A 17,672-nucleotide genomic window follows, 5' to 3' on the forward strand; every position below is an offset into this window, starting at 1 on the left:
TTGTTTTTCTCATGGCAATTCTCACATCAACTTGAACATCTTTCCGCCACGTATGCCTCTATAAGGTTGCATGAGGTTCCCCTCCCCCATCTCGGGAACACAATCCAGCAAGTTTAATTGAGAACAATATGAAATGTCATGAACCCTGCCTAACTTTTCAAGCCTACGCCCGCTAACAGATCCCTGAACCAGCTCCGGGATGCTCTCTTGACATTGGGATACCGCCTGATGAAGTACTATGCCAAGATCGTTTAGTTGGAGGGGAGAACAGGATTGACGGTGCAGTTCATCGATGATACATCCAGCACACAAGGCGTCCTCCAGTGCAAATTCATCCTGATTCCCCGCACATAACAGCAATACATCTCGTTGAAGTTGGCAGAGAACTGCTGTGACAGCCCTGACATTGAGAAATGATCCAGCTAGTACATGTTTCGCCCGGGAAGCTTTAATCAAGGCTCGGGTTCCATCGGTTGTGGTCAGTATGATTGTTTTATCTGCAATGTCCTCAGTCATATATTCATAGGGGGAATTCCCCACCTCGAATCCGGTGATTTTTTTGTCAAAACGTTCCCCGCCTCGAATGCAATCTTTCACTTCCATTTGTTTGGCTTGTGGAACGGTCTCTACGGCAATCACAGCGGAAGCGTCATACGCCAGAGCCGTAATAATCGTACTGGTCGTACACAATACATCAATGACAACTGCACTTCGCCCTGCAATATCAATTGTACGTACTTCATTCACATTGCCAACGACATCAACTCGCACTCCCCACAACTCCTTTCTGTATCTGGGGATCGGTAGTTCTGTTTTGAACCGAAATGGAACTTACCTATCTGCAAATACTATATGCATGCACATCTAGACGGGTGCCTAGAACAGAAGGGGCATCTATGGTTTCAACTCTCAACCGTATTCTGAAGAATTGATAGATTTCAGCGTCATAAATTAAATGTACAGGCATAAACTTGAGATATGAACAAGCGCCAGAAGTGTGAACCAAATGATCTCAAGGTTGGAGGAGCCTACTCATGAAGGTGAACTGGAGGGAACTTTTTCCGGAACCGATCCGAACCATTCTTGGAAGAATGCCACCCGCTCTATTGGAACAAGTGGAGGAAGTACGTATTCGTGAAGGCAGACCCCTGGAGATTAATGCAGGCAACACATACCACTTCCTGACACCTCAAGGTTGTCCGACCGGGAATCCTGAAGAAGCGTATGTTCCTCAGAAAGAAGTGACGCACAGGTTGCTGGACCTGATCAGTAACCATTCACTTTATACATTGGAAGAGGAACTGCGTAAAGGGTTCATCACCATACCTGGAGGACATCGAATCGGACTTGCTGGCCGAACGGTACTGAGCGGTGGGCGTGTCGAATACCTGCGTGACATCAACGGGTTTAACGTTCGGGTAGCCCGTGAGGTACATGGAGTGGCTGATCGTATCCTTCCTTATCTTCTCGATATGAAGAGCGGACAGGTCCTGCACACGTTGATCCTATCACCACCACAACAAGGGAAAACGACGTTGCTGCGAGATCTGGCGAGACAAATTAGCAGTGGTACAAAGCTTACAGGGGGAACTGAACTGGTTCAGGGAATACGTCCGCGTCTGAAAGTGGGCATTGTAGATGAAAGGTCCGAAATAGCTGGTAGCTACAAAGGAGTACCTGGCTTCGACGTAGGTCCTCGAACAGATGTGATGGACGGTTGTCCGAAGGCTGAGGGCATGATGATGATGCTTCGCTCCATGTCGCCCGATGTCCTGATTGTGGACGAGATCGGTCGTCCGGAGGATGCCGAGGCGGTGATGGAAGCTCTGCATGCAGGAGTCTCAGTGATTGCGACTGCTCATGGCCGTGACCTATCGGAGCTGTCGGCAAGACCCGCCCTCAGAACCTTAATTACGGAGCAGATGTTTCAACGTTATGTCCAGCTGCAACGGACGAGCCGGGGCATGACCTTTCGGCTGGCTGATGGCAAAATGCGTGGGTTGCAGCAGACCGGGGCAGGAGGTGAAGCCTTTGGTTAACATGTTTGGTGCGGTAATTATTCTGTTAGCGAGCACCCTCGCCGGATTTTACAAGGCCAGACAGTATGCATTAAGACCGAGACAGTTGCGAGAACTCATTGCAGCCCTCCAGCGACTAATGACGGAGATTAACTATGGGCTCACTCCACTTCCCGATGCCATGGGCAAGATGGGAGCACAGACCAAAGAACCTGTAAAGACGCTGTTTCTTCATGCAGCTACACAGATGGAACCTCCTCATGGACTCACTGCCCGGGAAAGTCTGCAGTCAGGCGTGGATCTGGCGTGGGGAAGATCGGCCATGAAGGCTGACGAGAAGGAAGTGATGCTGCAATTAAGCTTCAGCCTTGGCACAAGTGACCGTCAGGATCAGACCAAACATATATCGTTAGCCATTCAACAACTAATGCATGAGGAATCCCGTGCCCAGGCCGATCAAATGAAATATGAACGAATGAGCCGAAGCCTCGGGATGCTTGTCGGAGCGTTAATCGTCATTCTGATCTTCTGAAATAGCCGGGATAGTGAGGTGCCAAGGTCATGAATCTAGAAGTGAACGCAATCTTTCAAATTGCGGGTATCGGAATCATTATCGCCATGATTCACACGGTACTGAAACAAATGGGAAAGGAAGATATGGCTCACTGGGTGACCGTAATCGGATTTGTCGTTGTATTGTTCATGGTGGTCCGTATGCTGGACAGCCTGCTACAAGAGATCAAATCGATATTTCTTTTTCAATGAAAAACGGTCATGAAGCCGGATGGTGGTGACCTGTGGAAATTATCCAAGTTGTAGGTTTGGCGCTCATCGCAACAGTGCTCATTCTGGTCATTAAGGAACAGAAACCGATGTTTGCCTTTCTGATTGCTGCCGCGACCGGCATTGTCATCTTCATGTTGTTGATTGGCAAAATCGGTGCAGTCATCGAAGTGTTGAAGCGGCTTGCCGAGAATTCAGGCATGGAAAGTATTTATCTGAAAACGGTGCTGAAAATTATTGGCATAGCGTACATCGCTGAATTTGGCGCACAGATTGTCAGGGATGCTGGTCAGGAGAGCATTGCGTCCAAGATCGAACTGGCTGGTAAGGTACTGATCCTTGTACTTGCTATACCGATCATCAGCATTATTATCGAAACCGTCATGAAGCTGATGCCGGTGTAGAAAGGGCGTGCGGACTTCATATGAAATCAATGCATCATAAGCCGCAGTGGCGCCTTACGGTTGTGCTGATGCTCTGTTTTCTGTTTGGTATCCTGGGACAGGTTACTGCAACCTCGCCTTCCGGTGAGTGGATGGAGCAGCAGGCCGATCAGCTTCCCAAGGATCAGGTGGAGAAATACTGGGATCAACTGATGCAACAATACGGTGGTTTCTTCCCGGATGGGAAGACCCCTTCCTTCATGGATATGTTAATCCCCGGCAATGAAGGGTTCAGCCTGAAATCGGTGTTTGTAGCGATAGGAACCTTCATGCTGCATGAAATTTTATATAATGGCAAGCTTCTGGTCACGATTGTGATGTTAAGCGTACTCAGCATGATTCTGGAGACGCTTCAGACCGCATTTGAGAAAAATAATATTAGCAAAATCGCCTATTCCATCTGTTATATGGTCATCATCATCATTGCAATCAACAGCTTCAGTGTGGCGATTGGATACGCCAAGGATGCCATTACCGGCATGATCAACTTCATGATGGCCATGGTTCCCTTGTTATTCACACTGCTCGCCTCCATGGGGAATGTCATCACCGTCTCCGTGACACATCCACTCATCATTTTCATGATTCATCTGGTGAGTACATTGATTCACTTGCTGGTATTCCCGTTACTCTTCTTCTCAGCTGTTCTGCATCTCGTCAGTTCATTGTCTGACAAGTACAAGCTGACACAGCTGGCAGACCTCCTGCGCAATATTAGTGTGGCTCTGCTGGGTATCCTGCTGACGATGTTTCTGGGTGTAATCTCGGTTCAGGGTGCATCGGGCTCCGTAGCGGATGGAGTTAGCCTGAAGGCCGCCAAATACATCGCAGGCAACTTTGTCCCTGTCGTGGGCAGAACATTTGCGGATGCGACGGATACGGTAATTACAGCTTCTTTACTTGTCAAAAATGCAATTGGACTCACCGGAGTGATCATCATTTTGTTTCTATGTGCCTTTCCGGCACTCAAGATCCTGGCTCTTGCCTTGATATACAACGTAACTGGTGCCATTATGCAACCGCTTGGAGACACCCCGATTGTAGGATGCCTTCAGGCCATCGGCAAGAGTATGATCTACGTATTTGCGGCGCTCGCAGCCGTCGGGCTGATGTTTTTTCTGGCAATTACCATCTTGCTGACCGCGGGCAATCTGACTGTCATGATGCGCTGAATGTATGTTGGCAAGAAAGGGGATGAAAAGGATGGGGTGGCTGAGCAACTGGCTCCAGGAATTGATTATGATCGTTCTGCTGGCGACTTTTGTGGATATGCTGTTGCCCAATCGATCCATGGAACGTTATGTCAAGCTTGTGCTGAGCCTTCTCATCCTGCTGACCCTTTTATCACCCATAACCAAGCTCCTCAAAAGTGATCCGGTTGGCGAACTGAAACGGGCAATGTCGGCAATGGATGCTCCATCGAATGGGAATGCAACACTCGAACAGATATTAGCTCAGGGCAAGCGGCTGCAATCCAATGAACAGGAACAATCCTTACAATGGACAGCGAAAGAACTGGCTAATGTCATGAAAGGCCAGATTGAAGAAACAACAGGAGCGAGGGTTCGATCCGTAGAGGTACAGCTGGCAATGAGTAAATATGAAACCGAGATGGAAGCTGCCTCATCAGTCGAACTGCCTGTGATCCAGCGAGTGCTGGTCGAGATGGCAGGAGAGGATGGAGGAGGAGAAGTGAAGGCAGGGCAGCAAGAAATCGCTGCCAATACACAGCCCATATTTGGAACAGACACAGAATCCGAGAAGGATGAAACACATCAAATACAGCAGCCCATCCAGATCGGTCAGATTGAAGTGCCTGATGTACAGATTGATGTGAGTAGAAGGCAACGTGATGGAAATGAAACGTCTTCCGAACCTGTTATACGTGATCAGACAGATGAGACGAAGCAGCAAGGTGAGACATCCACAAGGTCCGAACATGCGGTGCAGATTATTACATTGTTGACTGAAAAGTGGGATATTGATGCGAACAACGTTCAAGTGACAGAAGCAAAAAGTGCTGAAGTGCTCTGAGAAGGAGGGTGTCCGATGAAACAATGGTTCAAAAAGATGGAAACCTGGATGGGTGGCGGAGAGGGTGGGGCAAGGCGAAGTCAAACCTTCCGCTGGCTGATTATCCTGGGTTTGATCGGGGTGGGAATCATGCTGTTCAATTCCTTCGTCAATGTCAAAAAAATTGATTCCGAAAATATCGGTCGGGAACCACCGGACCCGGCAACATCCATGGCATCCATACAGAGTGATCCGTCGGAACAGAATCCTTTTCAGGCGATCGAAATTGCATTTGAAGACAAAATCAAAGGTGTGCTGGAAAACATTGTTGGTGTGGGAACGGTTGATGTGATGGTTACCGTGGATTCCACAGAAGAATTGGTCGTTCAGCGGAACGTGAAGGATTCTCAGCAACTTACCGAAGAAACCGATGCTAGCGGGGGCAAGCGACATATGACGCAATATACCCGTGATGGCGAGATTATTACGTACGAAATATCAGGGGATCAGACACCTATAGTGACCAAAAAGCTCAAACCGCAGATCCGTGGGGTGCTTGTTGTTGCGAGGGGTGCAGAGAACAAGGTTGTGAAGGACCTGATAACCGATGCTGTGGAAAAAGGACTGAATGTGGCAGCCTACCGGATCTCGGTTGTACCGCGCAAACAAGACTAATCTGCTGTGTTGAATCACAAGATTCAATTCTCATAAGATTGAAGCCAATTTGAGGAGGAAGTTCTAATGAATAACAAACGTCAAACGGTATGGCTCGTTTCCATGCTGAGTCTGATGGTCATTTTGTCCGCGTATTATTTGTTCACTGAGGATTCCGGTCCAGTCAACGCGCCGGTGGCTGACAGTCAGCAAGTGGATGGAATCAAGCAAGGGGAAGCCAAGGAGACGGCAGGCATTCTTGATCCTACAGAAGGTTTGGTTGTGAATGAAGTGGTGAATAGCGGCGAAGTTGAAAGTGATCCAAGTGCGGCTGGCGCTGTGGAAGAACCGGCGGCTACGGAAGGTAAAGAAGCTGAAAATACAGAGAAAACACCTGCTGTCGAACCAGGCGAGAATAAGGTTGAAGCAGGCAAAGAAACCAACAAAGAGACCGACAAAGGGGCAACAACTACACCGGAGACAGACGGTCAGGCAGGAGGCACTGCAACGAAGACAGATGAGGAAGTCCTCAAGGAAATGGAAGAGCAGAATACGACAGCATCTGCAAGCAGCCAGTTCCAGAACTACCAATGGCAGCGTGAAGAGAGCAACAATCGCAAGTATGAGGAACTGATGACCGTGGCAGGGGACTTGAGTAAAACACCAGAGGAGAATGCCAAAGCAACGGAGCAGCTCCGTACACTGGAAGAAAAAGAAGCTAAAATCACTGGCATTGAGGAGACGCTCTCTCAACAGTTCGCTAATGCGATTGTTCAAGAAGATGCCGACAAGTATAAAGTTGTGGTCCTCAGTGACAAACTGGATGTAAAACAGGCAGTGTCCATTGTGGATCTGGTCATGAAAGAATTGGCGGTTTCACAGAACAAAATCAGCGTGCAATACGTCACAGAACAGTGATCCAAATAATGGAATTTCAGTCCCGGGAGCTGGTTGTACTCTCGGGCTCTTTCCATTTTTAATGATTATGATATAATACATAAAGCCATATGACCGTCCTAGTGAGACTGGCATGATGCCGAAGGAGTGAATAATGGAAATGTTTAAATTGAGTGAAATCAAAGAACTGATTAAACTGGTAGATGAAAGTTCCGTTCAAGAATTGGAAATTGAAAATGAAGGATCACGGTTATCGATCCGCAAACCGGGCAAAACGGAGTATGTTCAAGCAGCTGCTGTGCAACCGCAAATGATTGCTGCTCCGCAAGTACAGCCGGCCGCAGTGGTAAGTGAAGCTGCACCGCAGGTCGATACTACAAGTCATTTACATAAAATTGTATCTCCGATGGTAGGTACTTTTTACAGAGCTTCCTCGCCGGAAGCGGGTCCTTTTGTGAGCGCTGGTGATAAAGTTGTTGAGAAAACAACAGTATGTATCATCGAAGCTATGAAGCTGATGAACGAGCTTGATGCGGACATCAAGGGAGAAATCGTTGAAGTGCTGGTTGAGAACGGACAGCTGGTCGAGTATGGGCAGCCCCTTTTCCTGGTGAAACCGGAATAACCGTTATAGCTGGTTAACAGCTAACCGCATGAGCTTCGAAGGAGGACAAAACGAAATGAAATTTCAAAAAATACTGATTGCGAACCGTGGAGAGATTGCGGTACGTATTATTCGTGCCTGCCGTGAAATCGGCATCTCAACGGTAGCCGTCTATTCGGAAGCGGACAAGGATTCTCTGCATGTTCGTCTTGCAGATGAGGCTTACTGTATCGGACCGACACTGTCTAAGGACAGTTACCTCAACTTCACAAACCTGATGAGTGTAGCCACACTGACGGAATGTGATGCAATCCACCCTGGATATGGTTTTTTGGCGGAGAATGCTGACTTTGCAGAAATCTGTGGTTCTTGCAACATTACATTCATCGGGCCTTCACCCGAAGCCATTACCAAAATGGGAGACAAGGCTGTTGCCAAACAAACGATGAAAGATGCAGGAGTACCTGTTATTCCTGGATCAGACGGCCTTGTTGAAAATATGGATGAAGCCATCATGATTGCTAGAGATATCGGATATCCTATCATTATCAAAGCTACTGCTGGTGGCGGAGGTAAGGGAATTCGTATTGCCGAAGATGAAGAAACGCTGATTAAGCAGATTACCGCTGCTCAGCAGGAAGCACAAAAGGCATTTGGCAATGCAGGTGTATATCTGGAGAAATTCCTGACAGGTATGAAACACGTGGAAATTCAGATCATTGCTGATAAACACGGAAATGCAGTACATTTGGGAGAGCGTGATTGCTCAGTTCAGCGTCGTCGTCAGAAATTGGTAGAGGAAGCTCCGTGTCCGATCCTCTCCGAAGACGTGCGTACACTGATGGGCGAAGCTGCGGTACGGGCTGCCCTTGCTGTGGATTACTCGGGAGCGGGTACATTGGAGTTCCTGCTCAGCCCGAATGGCGAGTTCTATTTCATGGAGATGAATACGCGTATTCAGGTAGAGCACCCGGTAACTGAGATGGTTACTGGCGTGGATCTGATCCGTGAGATGATCTCGGTAGCGGAAGGCAACCCACTTTCATTCCGTCAGGAAGACGTGGTTATCAATGGCTGGTCCATTGAATGTCGTATCAATGCTGAAGATCCGGACCGTAACTTTATGCCATCACCAGGCAAAATCGGATTCTACCTTGCACCGGGAGGACCTGGCGTTCGTGTAGATAGTGCTGCTTATCCGGGTTATACCATTTCACCTTTCTATGACTCCATGATCGCTAAATTGATCGTGTGGGGAGCGAATCGTGAAGAGGCGATTGCCAAGATGAAGCGTGCGCTTGGGGAATTTGCAATTGAAGGCATATCCACAACTATTCCTTTCCATCAGAAATTGCTGGAGCACCCAACGTTCATTCGTGGTGACTTTGATATCAAATTTCTTGAAGAAAACGAGATTTAAAAGGTATATTGGGCTTGTTTGTCATAATGTAGCCCAAATGATATAGTATGTAATAATAAGAGCGCATGTCTCCTGCAAAGGATAAGCCCGCATCTCGCGGATGTTTGCAGGAGTTCCGGTAAAGCCGGACCGGAAGGGTTCTGAAGGTTGATTAACCTGAGTCCAGCGCCCTGACGGATGGCCGCAAACTTATCTCGCGAAAGGTGTGTTGAACAGTTATGAGTACACTACCGACTGAATTTGAACGAACGGATATCGGTGAAATCCAGATCGCACCTGAAGTTATTGAAGTGATTGCTGGATTGGCAACCCTTGAAGTGAAAGGTGTGGCAGGCATGAGTGGCGGATTCGCTGGCGGATTTGCTGAATTGCTTGGTCGCAAAAACCTTTCCAAAGGCGTTAAAGTTGAAGTGGGCCAACGTGAAGCTGCAGTTGATGTTTCCGTAATTATCGAGTACGGATACCGTCTGCCACAGGTGGCTACGGAGATTCAACAGAACGTGAAACGTTCCATCGAGAACATGACAGGCTTGAATGTGAATGAAGTGAATGTGCACATTCATGACGTTCAGTTCAAGAGCACCGAGAAAGTGGAAGAGATCGACCTGAACAGTCAGCGCGTAAAATAAAAGAAGACAGATTCCCCCGGCATCATCTGCCGGGGGTTATCCCGTCTTGGACAGGTCTTCATTATAGCGAAAGCTGGATGAGGATCTGATTTTTGCTATTGAACAGGTTAAGTAATGTTAGTGAGCAAGGGAGGCTGTGCAGTTCGTGGCTAAAATACTGGATCGGCTTCTGTTGTTTATATACAGCATAAGCGTTGGAGCAATATCGGCAGCCGTCATTCTTCTGATTAGCGGTGTGCTGCCTTACGAATTGAATTACCAGCAGGAACAAAACGTTATTGTTGCGTCTGTTATTGCAGCAGCGATTTTGTTTATCCTGAGTTTGCGATTTTTCTACATCTCGGTTCGGCGTGAGCGTGCATCGTTGCCGTCTGTAGATCAACGTACTGAGTTTGGTGATGTACAGATTTCGATGGAGACGATTGAGAATCTCTGTTTGAAGGCAACTTCCCGTTTCCGGGGAGTACGTGATGTCAAGGCACGCATACGTGTGGTTGAGTCAGGACTGGAGATTATGATCCGTGCAGTAGTGGATGGTGAGACACCTATTCCTGCGCTGACTTCTGATCTGCAAAAGGCGATTCATGATCATGTACAAGAGATTACGGGCATCCCGGTTTCTTTTGTCACGGTGTATATCGCTAATGTGACCCAGTCGCCTAACTACAAGAGTCGAGTGGAATGAGGTGAGTTTCACTGATGCTGTGGAAAGAGATTTGGGATAGTCACAGAGGCCGAATTACCGGAATTATCGGCGGCATTTTTTTTGGATTTCTTTATGTATGGATCGGTTTTTGGGATATGTTGTTCTTTGCACTCTTGGTGTTCATTGGTTATACGTTAGGCAGACGAAGCGATTCGAAGCTGGGTTCGTCCATTCCCTGGAGGGAGTGGGGACAATGGCTGGGCGATCGCTGGCGTCCGTTTAAGTGACCTACCTGAACCCTGCAATATGTTTCTTCCGAAAATAGAGCTGTAGTTTAGGTTGCCCGTTTTTTGGAGGAAACGTATTGCAGGTTTTTTTGTGAAAAGGGATAACAATAACAATACCGTGTAAGCCATCGATCTAACCGATACAGGATTTGATGAGATGGATGCATGGATTATAAAATAAGCATGATGACGCTCCAGACGGAGCGCTGCAGGAGGCAGGACATGAAAAGACGTTTGGCAAGGGAAATTGCAGTACAAAGTCTGTATCAGATGGAAATGAATGAGGTGGGTGCAGCAGAAGCTGTAAACATGTTGATCAATGAAGCTGCTGAAGATAATGAGACCGAAGTAGTTATCCGCGATGCAGATGTAATGCGTACTTATGTTACTGAGATTGTACAAGGAGCCTGGAACAATAAGGAAGCCATTGACGGGCTGCTCGTGGATTATTTGAAAGGTTGGCAGATTAGCCGTCTGTCACGTGTAGATCGCCAGATTCTACGACTGTCTACGTATGAAATGGTGTTCCGTGATGATATTCCGGCAAAAGTATCTGTCAATGAAGCAATCGAACTTTCCAAATATTTTGGTACAGAAGAATCCGGTAAGTTCGTCAATGGTGTACTTGGACGCATGATTCAGGAAGTTGACACCATTAAAGCAAAATTATCTTAAGTTATGATTAACTATAGTGCGTGTTCAAAAGGACCGGTTTTCAGTATCCTTCGTAATCAAAAGCGGTTTTTTTGAACAACCTCTAAATTTATATTCACATAAGGGAGAGAGAGTACAATGACAGCATCTATTATTAACGGTAAAGAAGTATCCCAAGAGATCCGCGCAAGCATGACAACAGAAGTAAAACAGCTTAGCGAACAGGGGGTAGTACCTGGTCTGGCTGTTGTGCTCGTCGGGGAAGATCCGGCATCCCAAGTATATGTGCGTAATAAAGAAAAAGCATGTCACGACCTCGGTTTCTACTCCGAAGTGCATCGCTTGGATGCAGATACATCCCAAGAAGATCTGCTTGCGCTGGTGGACAAGCTGAACAATCAACAATCGATTAACGGAATTTTGGTGCAACTCCCACTACCGAAGCATATCGAAGAGAAAGCGGTCATTGATGCAATTGCCGTTGATAAAGACGTAGACGGATTCCATCCAGTCAATGTTGGTAATCTTGTTATTGGAGACGATAGTCTGCTTCCATGTACTCCAGCGGGTGTAATTGAACTGATCAAGCGTACTGGATTGGAAATGTCAGGTAAACATGCGGTAGTCATCGGAAGAAGCAATATTGTCGGCAAACCGGTATCGCTGTTGCTGCAACGCGAGAATGCAACGGTAACCATGTGTCATTCCCGTACCGCCAACATGAAAGAAATTACACGCCAGGCGGACATTCTAGTTGTAGCCATCGGCCGTGCCAATTTTGTGGATGCTGATTTTGTGAAACCGGGTGCAGTTGTTATTGATGTTGGCATGAACCGTTTGGAGAATGGCAAACTGGCAGGAGACGTTGATTTCGAGAGCGTGAAAGAAGTTTCTGGTCCAATTACACCCGTTCCTGGTGGTGTTGGTCCGATGACAATCACAATGCTGATGCAAAATACATTGATCGCTGCCAAGCGCGCTCACGGATTGGCCTAGGGTTTTGTCTGTGGCAGATCAAAAGATCTACTCCATCAAAGACCTGAACCGATATATTCGAATGAAACTGGAATCGGATCAGGTCCTGTCGGACGTTTGGCTACGCGGGGAGATTTCGAACTTCACACATCACTCCAGCGGCCATATGTATTTTACATTGAAGGACAAGGACAGCCGGATTAAGTCGATTATGTTTGCGTCCCATAACCAGCGATTACCCTTTGTACCGAAGGAGGGTGCAAGGGTTATTGCTCGTGGTAATGTCTCGGTGTATGAACGGGATGGGCAGTATCAATTCTACGCTACCCATATGCAGCCGGACGGGATTGGAAGTCTGTATCTGGCTTACGAACAGCTGAAGAAAAAGCTTGAGGATGAAGGGTTATTTTCACCTTCGCGAAAAAGACAGATCCCTCGTTATCCACAGACCATCGGGGTTGTAACTTCACCGACGGGAGCGGCAGTGCGGGATATCATGATCACACTCCAGCGCAGGTACCCTTCTGCCAAAGTTGTTTTATATCCTGTTCTGGTTCAAGGCAAGGGTGCAGCACCTTCCATCGTCAAAGCGATTGGCAACCTGAACCGGATGGGAGAAGCCGATGTACTTATCGTTGGACGTGGAGGCGGTTCACTGGAGGAATTGTGGGCGTTCAATGAGGAGATTGTGGCAAGAGCAATAGTCGCTTCGGATATTCCTGTCATTTCTGCGGTTGGGCACGAAACGGACTTCACTATTGCTGATTTTGCAGCCGATTTGCGTGCGGCTACACCTACAGCAGCTGCGGAATTAGCTGTACCTAATCGAGCTGAGTTACTTGATCAGATCGGACAACGTCAGCGCCAGTTACAGCATAGCTTGCGTCAGCGTGCTGTACATAATCGCGAACGGCTCGCAAGATTACAGCGCTCGCCAGTGCTGGTTCATCCAAGACGTACCTTGATGCAGCATACGGAACGGCTGGATATGATGCACCAACGGCTTTTGAGAACAGTGGATACACGTATGAAATGGACAGGAGAGAAGCAGGAGCGTCTGCGAGCAGCACTGCAACGATTCAATCCTCGTGAGCAGGTCAATGCAGCACGCCGTGAGAATGCGGCAGCACGCAGACAACTGGAACTTGCGATCAGGTCTATAACCAGATCGAAGCAGCAACAGTGGAAATCATCTGTGCGGCATCTGGATGCGCTTAGCCCGCTTAAAGTCATGTCACGGGGATACAGCCTTGTCTATGATGAGCAAGAACAGCGATTGATCAAGTCAACGAAGGATGTACAGCCTGGAGATTCAATTAAGATTAAATTAACAGACGGACAGCTGGACTGTCAGGTTTGGGGAATGAAGGAGGACGACAATACCCATGGCGAATGAACCGGAATTGAATTTTGAAGAGGCAATGGCGGCATTGGAAGACATCGTAGGTCAGCTGGAACATGGTGATGTTCCGTTGGAACAGGCCATCGATCTGTTTCAACGCGGGATGAAGCTTTCGCAACTTTGCGGTTTGAAGCTGGAACAAGTGGAACGTAAGATCGAGATGATCGTAGAAGAAGATGGAGAGCTTCGCAAGAAGCCTTTCGGAACTGCTGACGATGAGAGCGGTGAAGTCCATGAGTAATCGTCCTTCGTTTCAAGCATACCTCGAAGAGGTTACAGCTGAGGTGACAGAAGCGTTGAAACACACGCTTCCTGATCACTGGGATGTACCCCAATCGTTGACGGATGCGATGCAGTACTCACTCATGGCCGGAGGCAAACGCCTTCGTCCTCTTCTGGTCGTTGCTGCGGCGGAAGCCTTCGGTGCACAGCGTACAGCTGCAATGCCGGTAGCCTGCGCCGTGGAGATGGTTCATACGTATTCACTGATCCACGACGACCTGCCTGCTATGGATAATGATGATTACCGCAGGGGAAAATTAACGAATCATAAGGTATATGGTGAGGCAACAGCCATATTGGCAGGTGATGCGCTGTTAACCCATGCTTTTTATAGCATTGTTCAAGCTGGACGCCGTAGCGGTGTAGCGGCAGATGCGTTGCTGTCCATCGTAGAGGACATGTCCGAACTTGCTGGAGCAAGAGGCATGGTCGGCGGCCAAGTTGCGGATATGGAAGGCGAGCAAGGATTGACTGATCTTGCACAGCTTCAATATATTCATTTGCACAAAACGGGTGACCTGATTGTTTTCTCCCTCATTGCTGGAGCACGAATCGGTGGAGCAACGGAAGGACAATTGGAAGCGTTGCGTGTGTTTGGCCGTGATTTGGGGCTGGCGTTCCAGATTCAGGATGATATTCTCGACCTGACGGGTGACGAGCAGAAGATGGGCAAGAAAACACAGAGCGATGTGAATCAGCAGAAGGTAACATATCCTTATTTTATTGGCATGGAGGCTTCTGTAGCTGAGGTGAAATCCCTTACCCAATCTGCGAAAGACGCACTCGAAAGAGCTGAGTTACCTGATGCATCCAGATTGCTGGAAATTGCAGATTACCTGATGCGTCGAGACCATTAGATTCTGATAAAACGTGCTGTTTCAAAATCTGTATAACCGTGTAATGAATGTAATGTCCTTTTTCCGAGTAGATGGAAAAAGTCTGTCCCGAGTGGATGCGGGAATACATATGGAGAAGAATTCTAAATAACTTGCTGGCGGAAATGCTCGTTATCGGGAGTATAGTGCAGTAAATTATGATTCTTGTTCTTTTATGTTATAATGATTTAATGTCATTTGATTCATCATGTATATATCAATTTACAACAATAACTAAACAATCTAGGAAAGCGGGGAGATTCTCGTGCTGCTTCCACAAATTAAACAACCCAGTGATCTAAAGTCGATGTCTCAGGATGATCTTGCCCTTTTATCGGCAGAGATCCGGCAGTTTCTGATTGAGAAACTGTCTGTTACAGGTGGGCATCTCGCACCCAACTTAGGCGTGGTTGAGCTCACGGTAGCCCTGCATTACTGCTATAATAGTCCAGCAGACAAAATGATTTTTGATGTAGGGCATCAGGCTTACGTGCATAAAGTCCTGACAGGGCGTATGGATCGCTTTGATACATTGCGTCAACATAATGGCCTGTGCGGGTTTGTCAAACGCAACGAAAGCGAACATGATGTATGGGAAGCTGGACACAGCAGTACTTCTTTGTCCGCTGCGATGGGGATGGCCCTTGCACGTGATCTGAAGGGTGAGGACAATCAAGTCATCGCGATGATTGGTGATGGAGCGCTTACAGGCGGTATGGCTTTTGAGGCCCTCAATCATATCGGTCATGAGCAGAGAAAACTGATGGTTATTCTGAATGATAATGAAATGTCCATTGCTCCAAATGTTGGAGCCATGCATAAATATTTGAGCAAGATTCGTTCGGATCGTCATTATCTGAAAGCGAAAGATGATGTCGAGGGGATGCTCAAAAAAATCCCAGCTATTGGGGATCGTTTGGCCAAATCGGCAAGCTGGATCAAAGATAGTGTCAAATATATGATGGTACCAGGTGTTCTTTTCGAAGAACTGGGCTTCACGTATTTGGGTCCGATTGATGGGCACGATATTCCCAAATTGATTGAAACCTTCAAACAGGCAGATAACGTTGATGGTCCTGTGCTCGTTCACGTGCTCACTACCAAAGGCAAAGGTTATCAGCCAGCTGAAGCCGATTCGCACAAGTGGCACGGGATTTCTCCGTACAAAATAGAATCCGGTCAAGTGCTGAAAGCTGTGGGGAAACCGATGTACACGGAAGTGTTCGGTCAAACGTTAATTGATCTTGCGAAGCAGGATAAGCGGGTCGTAGCTGTAACGCCAGCAATGCCTACAGGCTCAGGTCTCATTCCTTTTAGTAAGGAATTTCCTGACCGCATGATTGACGTAGGGATCGCAGAACAGCATGCGGCAACGATGTGTGCTGCACTGGCTATGGAAGGCTTGAAGCCGGTCTTTGCCGTGTATTCTACGTTTATGCAACGTGCATATGATCAGATCGTACATGATATTTGCCGACATAACGCGAACGTGATGTTTGCTATTGACCGTGCCGGGTTTGTTGGTCCGGATGGGGAAACACATCAAGGGGTGTATGATGTGGCATTTATGCGCCATATTCCAAATATCGTTCTGATGATGCCAAAAGACGAAAATGAATTGCGCCACATGATGAAAACGGCGCTTGATTATAATGAAGGTCCAATTGCTTACCGTTATCCACGAAACAATGTGGTCGGTGTACCTCTGGATGATGTACTTGTTCCGATTCCGATCGGATCATGGGAGCAACTGCGTCCATCCGAAGGATATGCTGTCATCGCTTCAGGGTCGATGGTGCAGCTTGCAGAAGAAGCAGCAGAGATGGTGAAACGGGAAGGGATTACAGCAGGCGTAATCAACGCTCGTTTCCTGAAACCTCTTGACGAGCAAATGTTACGTGATTTAGCTGTTCGAGGCACCAAATTGATTGTACTTGAAGAAACATCCCAAGCAGGCAGCATGGGTAGTGCAGTGCTGGAGTTTTATGCAGAACAGGGACTGCATGATGTTCATGTACAATTGATGGGGATTCCGGATCGCTTCATCGAGCATGGCAGTATTAAGGAACAACGTGAGGAAGTGGGTCTTACCGTTGAGAATGTATGTGCTGAACTGCGCAAGATGGCTGTTCAATCATCTTACGGCATACCCAAAACACGTTTTCCTTCGTAAATTTACATGATAGGAGACAGACATGTCACTCCCGAAAGAACGAATTGATGTTCTGCTGGTTGAGCAGGGCTATTATGAAAGTCGTGAGAAGGCAAAAGCTGCAATCATGGCTGGACTGGTATATGCCAATAATGAGCCAATCGAAAAGGCGGGCATGAAAATTCCAAGGGAAGCCGAGCTGAAAGTTAAAGGCTCGGTACATCCCTATGTCGGCAGAGGCGGATTGAAGCTCGAAAAAGCGATCCGTCATTTCGGCCTTGATATGAATGGACTTGTCATGCTCGACATTGGTTCATCCACCGGTGGATTTACGGATTGTGCACTTCAGCATGGCGCGTCTCACGTCTACGCTATTGATGTAGGGTATAATCAGCTCGACTGGTCTTTGCGTAATGATGAGCGGGTTACTGTTATGGAACGAACTAATTTCCGCTATGTGACTCCTGAAGATCTGGCGGGACCCGTGCCGAACTTTGCCAGCATTGATGTGTCGTTCATTTCACTGCGAATCATATTGCCGCCACTTCTGGCTCTTTTGAAACAACCTGCAGATGTCGTTGCATTGATTAAACCTCAATTCGAGGCAGGGCGTGAAAAAGTAGGCAAGTCCGGTGTGGTACGTGATACGAAGGTACACAAGGATGTATTGCAGACGATGCTTCATTTTGCCAGTCAACTTGGTTTACATCTGCAGAGTTTAACTTTTTCACCGATAACCGGTGGAGAAGGTAATATAGAATTTCTCGCACATTGGCGTCTGGAAGCACCAGAGGCAACACAACCAGAGATCGATCCAGCTTCACTTGATGCACTTGCGGAGCAAGTTGCAAAGGAAGCAGCTCATACATTTACGGGAAACTCATCATAAGATGGGTTTCTTTTCGCTGGAAAGGTGATTGACGTAAAGGGAAATCATT

General features: G+C 47.5%; 21 protein-coding genes. 20 read left to right on the forward strand and 1 reads right to left on the reverse strand.

What is annotated here, in order from left to right; translation table 11 throughout:
• Positions 1 to 21: 21 nt before the first annotated feature.
• Complete coding sequence (locus FE296_RS06595) at positions 22 to 771, reverse strand: 2-phosphosulfolactate phosphatase (protein WP_124116159.1); 750 nt, start codon at positions 769 to 771, stop codon at positions 22 to 24.
• A gap of 263 nt (positions 772 to 1,034) precedes the next feature.
• On the opposite strand from FE296_RS06595, the gene spoIIIAA reads away from it, so the two are divergent.
• The 20 genes from spoIIIAA to FE296_RS06695 all read left to right on the forward strand — a co-directional run bounded on the left by spoIIIAA (position 1,035) and on the right by FE296_RS06695 (position 17,623).
• Complete coding sequence (gene spoIIIAA / locus FE296_RS06600) at positions 1,035 to 2,039, forward strand: stage III sporulation protein AA (protein WP_036674989.1); 1,005 nt, start codon at positions 1,035 to 1,037, stop codon at positions 2,037 to 2,039.
• The gene (gene spoIIIAB, locus FE296_RS06605; protein ID WP_036614389.1) at positions 2,032 to 2,550 is read left to right on the forward strand and encodes a stage III sporulation protein SpoIIIAB; all 519 of its coding nucleotides are present in this window, start codon (positions 2,032 to 2,034) and stop codon (positions 2,548 to 2,550) included. The genes spoIIIAA and spoIIIAB overlap by 8 nt, the downstream gene beginning before the upstream one ends.
• Before the next feature lie 29 nt (positions 2,551 to 2,579).
• Complete coding sequence (gene spoIIIAC / locus FE296_RS06610) at positions 2,580 to 2,783, forward strand: stage III sporulation protein AC (RefSeq protein ID WP_017687585.1); 204 nt, start codon at positions 2,580 to 2,582, stop codon at positions 2,781 to 2,783.
• A gap of 32 nt (positions 2,784 to 2,815) precedes the next feature.
• Positions 2,816 to 3,205: a stage III sporulation protein AD gene (spoIIIAD, locus tag FE296_RS06615; protein ID WP_017687586.1), complete on the forward strand. Its 390-nt coding sequence runs from the start codon at positions 2,816 to 2,818 to the stop codon at positions 3,203 to 3,205.
• Positions 3,206 to 3,273: 68 nt separating this feature from the next.
• Entirely contained in the window at positions 3,274 to 4,416 is a 1,143-nt protein-coding gene (gene spoIIIAE / locus FE296_RS06620) for a stage III sporulation protein AE (protein WP_397376270.1), read from the forward strand.
• Positions 4,417 to 4,447: 31 nt separating this feature from the next.
• Positions 4,448 to 5,278, forward strand: coding sequence for a stage III sporulation protein AF (spoIIIAF, locus tag FE296_RS06625; RefSeq protein WP_190945059.1), 831 nt, complete (start codon positions 4,448 to 4,450; stop codon positions 5,276 to 5,278).
• Between the two features lie 15 nt (positions 5,279 to 5,293).
• The gene (gene spoIIIAG, locus FE296_RS06630) at positions 5,294 to 5,932 is read left to right on the forward strand and encodes a stage III sporulation protein AG (RefSeq protein ID WP_017687589.1); all 639 of its coding nucleotides are present in this window, start codon (positions 5,294 to 5,296) and stop codon (positions 5,930 to 5,932) included.
• A gap of 66 nt (positions 5,933 to 5,998) precedes the next feature.
• Entirely contained in the window at positions 5,999 to 6,829 is an 831-nt protein-coding gene (locus FE296_RS06635; protein ID WP_124116161.1) for a SpoIIIAH-like family protein, read from the forward strand.
• Between the two features lie 139 nt (positions 6,830 to 6,968).
• Positions 6,969 to 7,433 (forward strand): acetyl-CoA carboxylase biotin carboxyl carrier protein, encoded by a 465-nt coding sequence (accB, locus tag FE296_RS06640; protein ID WP_036614903.1) that lies wholly within the window; start codon positions 6,969 to 6,971, stop codon positions 7,431 to 7,433.
• Between the two features lie 55 nt (positions 7,434 to 7,488).
• Positions 7,489 to 8,832 (forward strand): acetyl-CoA carboxylase biotin carboxylase subunit, encoded by a 1,344-nt coding sequence (gene accC / locus FE296_RS06645; RefSeq protein WP_124116162.1) that lies wholly within the window; start codon positions 7,489 to 7,491, stop codon positions 8,830 to 8,832.
• 218 nt (positions 8,833 to 9,050) lie between these two features.
• Positions 9,051 to 9,461 (forward strand): Asp23/Gls24 family envelope stress response protein, encoded by a 411-nt coding sequence (locus FE296_RS06650; RefSeq protein WP_017687593.1) that lies wholly within the window; start codon positions 9,051 to 9,053, stop codon positions 9,459 to 9,461.
• Between the two features lie 145 nt (positions 9,462 to 9,606).
• On the forward strand, positions 9,607 to 10,146 hold the full coding sequence (gene amaP, locus FE296_RS06655) for an alkaline shock response membrane anchor protein AmaP (RefSeq protein WP_017687594.1): 540 nt from the start codon (positions 9,607 to 9,609) through the stop codon (positions 10,144 to 10,146).
• Positions 10,147 to 10,160: 14 nt separating this feature from the next.
• On the forward strand, positions 10,161 to 10,394 hold the full coding sequence (locus FE296_RS06660; protein ID WP_017687595.1) for a DUF2273 domain-containing protein: 234 nt from the start codon (positions 10,161 to 10,163) through the stop codon (positions 10,392 to 10,394).
• 222 nt (positions 10,395 to 10,616) lie between these two features.
• On the forward strand, positions 10,617 to 11,069 hold the full coding sequence (nusB, locus tag FE296_RS06665) for a transcription antitermination factor NusB (RefSeq protein ID WP_091028817.1): 453 nt from the start codon (positions 10,617 to 10,619) through the stop codon (positions 11,067 to 11,069).
• 117 nt (positions 11,070 to 11,186) lie between these two features.
• The gene (gene folD, locus FE296_RS06670) at positions 11,187 to 12,044 is read left to right on the forward strand and encodes a bifunctional methylenetetrahydrofolate dehydrogenase/methenyltetrahydrofolate cyclohydrolase FolD (protein WP_017687597.1); all 858 of its coding nucleotides are present in this window, start codon (positions 11,187 to 11,189) and stop codon (positions 12,042 to 12,044) included.
• A gap of 10 nt (positions 12,045 to 12,054) precedes the next feature.
• Complete coding sequence (gene xseA / locus FE296_RS06675) at positions 12,055 to 13,419, forward strand: exodeoxyribonuclease VII large subunit (protein WP_150364559.1); 1,365 nt, start codon at positions 12,055 to 12,057, stop codon at positions 13,417 to 13,419.
• The gene (xseB, locus tag FE296_RS06680) at positions 13,409 to 13,666 is read left to right on the forward strand and encodes an exodeoxyribonuclease VII small subunit (protein ID WP_017687599.1); all 258 of its coding nucleotides are present in this window, start codon (positions 13,409 to 13,411) and stop codon (positions 13,664 to 13,666) included. Before xseA ends, xseB begins: the two co-directional genes overlap by 11 nt.
• Complete coding sequence (locus FE296_RS06685) at positions 13,659 to 14,564, forward strand: polyprenyl synthetase family protein (protein ID WP_411860564.1); 906 nt, start codon at positions 13,659 to 13,661, stop codon at positions 14,562 to 14,564. Before xseB ends, FE296_RS06685 begins: the two co-directional genes overlap by 8 nt.
• Positions 14,565 to 14,847: 283 nt before the next feature.
• Positions 14,848 to 16,755: a 1-deoxy-D-xylulose-5-phosphate synthase gene (gene dxs / locus FE296_RS06690; protein ID WP_036614362.1), complete on the forward strand. Its 1,908-nt coding sequence runs from the start codon at positions 14,848 to 14,850 to the stop codon at positions 16,753 to 16,755.
• A 22-nt stretch (positions 16,756 to 16,777) separates the two neighbouring features.
• Positions 16,778 to 17,623 carry a TlyA family RNA methyltransferase gene (locus FE296_RS06695; RefSeq protein WP_124116164.1) on the forward strand — a complete coding sequence of 282 codons (846 nt, stop codon included), beginning with the start codon at positions 16,778 to 16,780 and terminating at the stop codon, positions 17,621 to 17,623.
• Positions 17,624 to 17,672: the final 49 nt, after the last annotated feature.

It is taken from the genome of Paenibacillus sp. UASWS1643 (assembly GCF_008693195.1).
Classification (GTDB): Bacteria; Bacillota; Bacilli; order Paenibacillales; family Paenibacillaceae; genus Paenibacillus; species Paenibacillus amylolyticus_B.

Coding starts and splice junctions, on each gene's coding strand:
- spoIIIAA (WP_036674989.1), top strand. CDS start 1,035: ATGAAGGTGAACTGGAGGGAACTTTTTCCGGAACCGATCCGAACCATT.
- FE296_RS06685 (WP_411860564.1), top strand. CDS start 13,659: ATGAGTAATCGTCCTTCGTTTCAAGCATACCTCGAAGAGGTTACAGCT.
- spoIIIAC (WP_017687585.1), top strand. CDS start 2,580: ATGAATCTAGAAGTGAACGCAATCTTTCAAATTGCGGGTATCGGAATC.
- nusB (WP_091028817.1), top strand. CDS start 10,617: ATGAAAAGACGTTTGGCAAGGGAAATTGCAGTACAAAGTCTGTATCAG.
- FE296_RS06650 (WP_017687593.1), top strand. CDS start 9,051: ATGAGTACACTACCGACTGAATTTGAACGAACGGATATCGGTGAAATC.
- accB (WP_036614903.1), top strand. CDS start 6,969: ATGTTTAAATTGAGTGAAATCAAAGAACTGATTAAACTGGTAGATGAA.
- FE296_RS06660 (WP_017687595.1), top strand. CDS start 10,161: ATGCTGTGGAAAGAGATTTGGGATAGTCACAGAGGCCGAATTACCGGA.
- xseB (WP_017687599.1), top strand. CDS start 13,409: ATGGCGAATGAACCGGAATTGAATTTTGAAGAGGCAATGGCGGCATTG.
- spoIIIAG (WP_017687589.1), top strand. CDS start 5,294: ATGAAACAATGGTTCAAAAAGATGGAAACCTGGATGGGTGGCGGAGAG.
- spoIIIAF (WP_190945059.1), top strand. CDS start 4,448: ATGGGGTGGCTGAGCAACTGGCTCCAGGAATTGATTATGATCGTTCTG.
- FE296_RS06635 (WP_124116161.1), top strand. CDS start 5,999: ATGAATAACAAACGTCAAACGGTATGGCTCGTTTCCATGCTGAGTCTG.
- spoIIIAE (WP_397376270.1), top strand. CDS start 3,274: ATGCTCTGTTTTCTGTTTGGTATCCTGGGACAGGTTACTGCAACCTCG.
- accC (WP_124116162.1), top strand. CDS start 7,489: ATGAAATTTCAAAAAATACTGATTGCGAACCGTGGAGAGATTGCGGTA.
- folD (WP_017687597.1), top strand. CDS start 11,187: ATGACAGCATCTATTATTAACGGTAAAGAAGTATCCCAAGAGATCCGC.
- FE296_RS06695 (WP_124116164.1), top strand. CDS start 16,778: ATGTCACTCCCGAAAGAACGAATTGATGTTCTGCTGGTTGAGCAGGGC.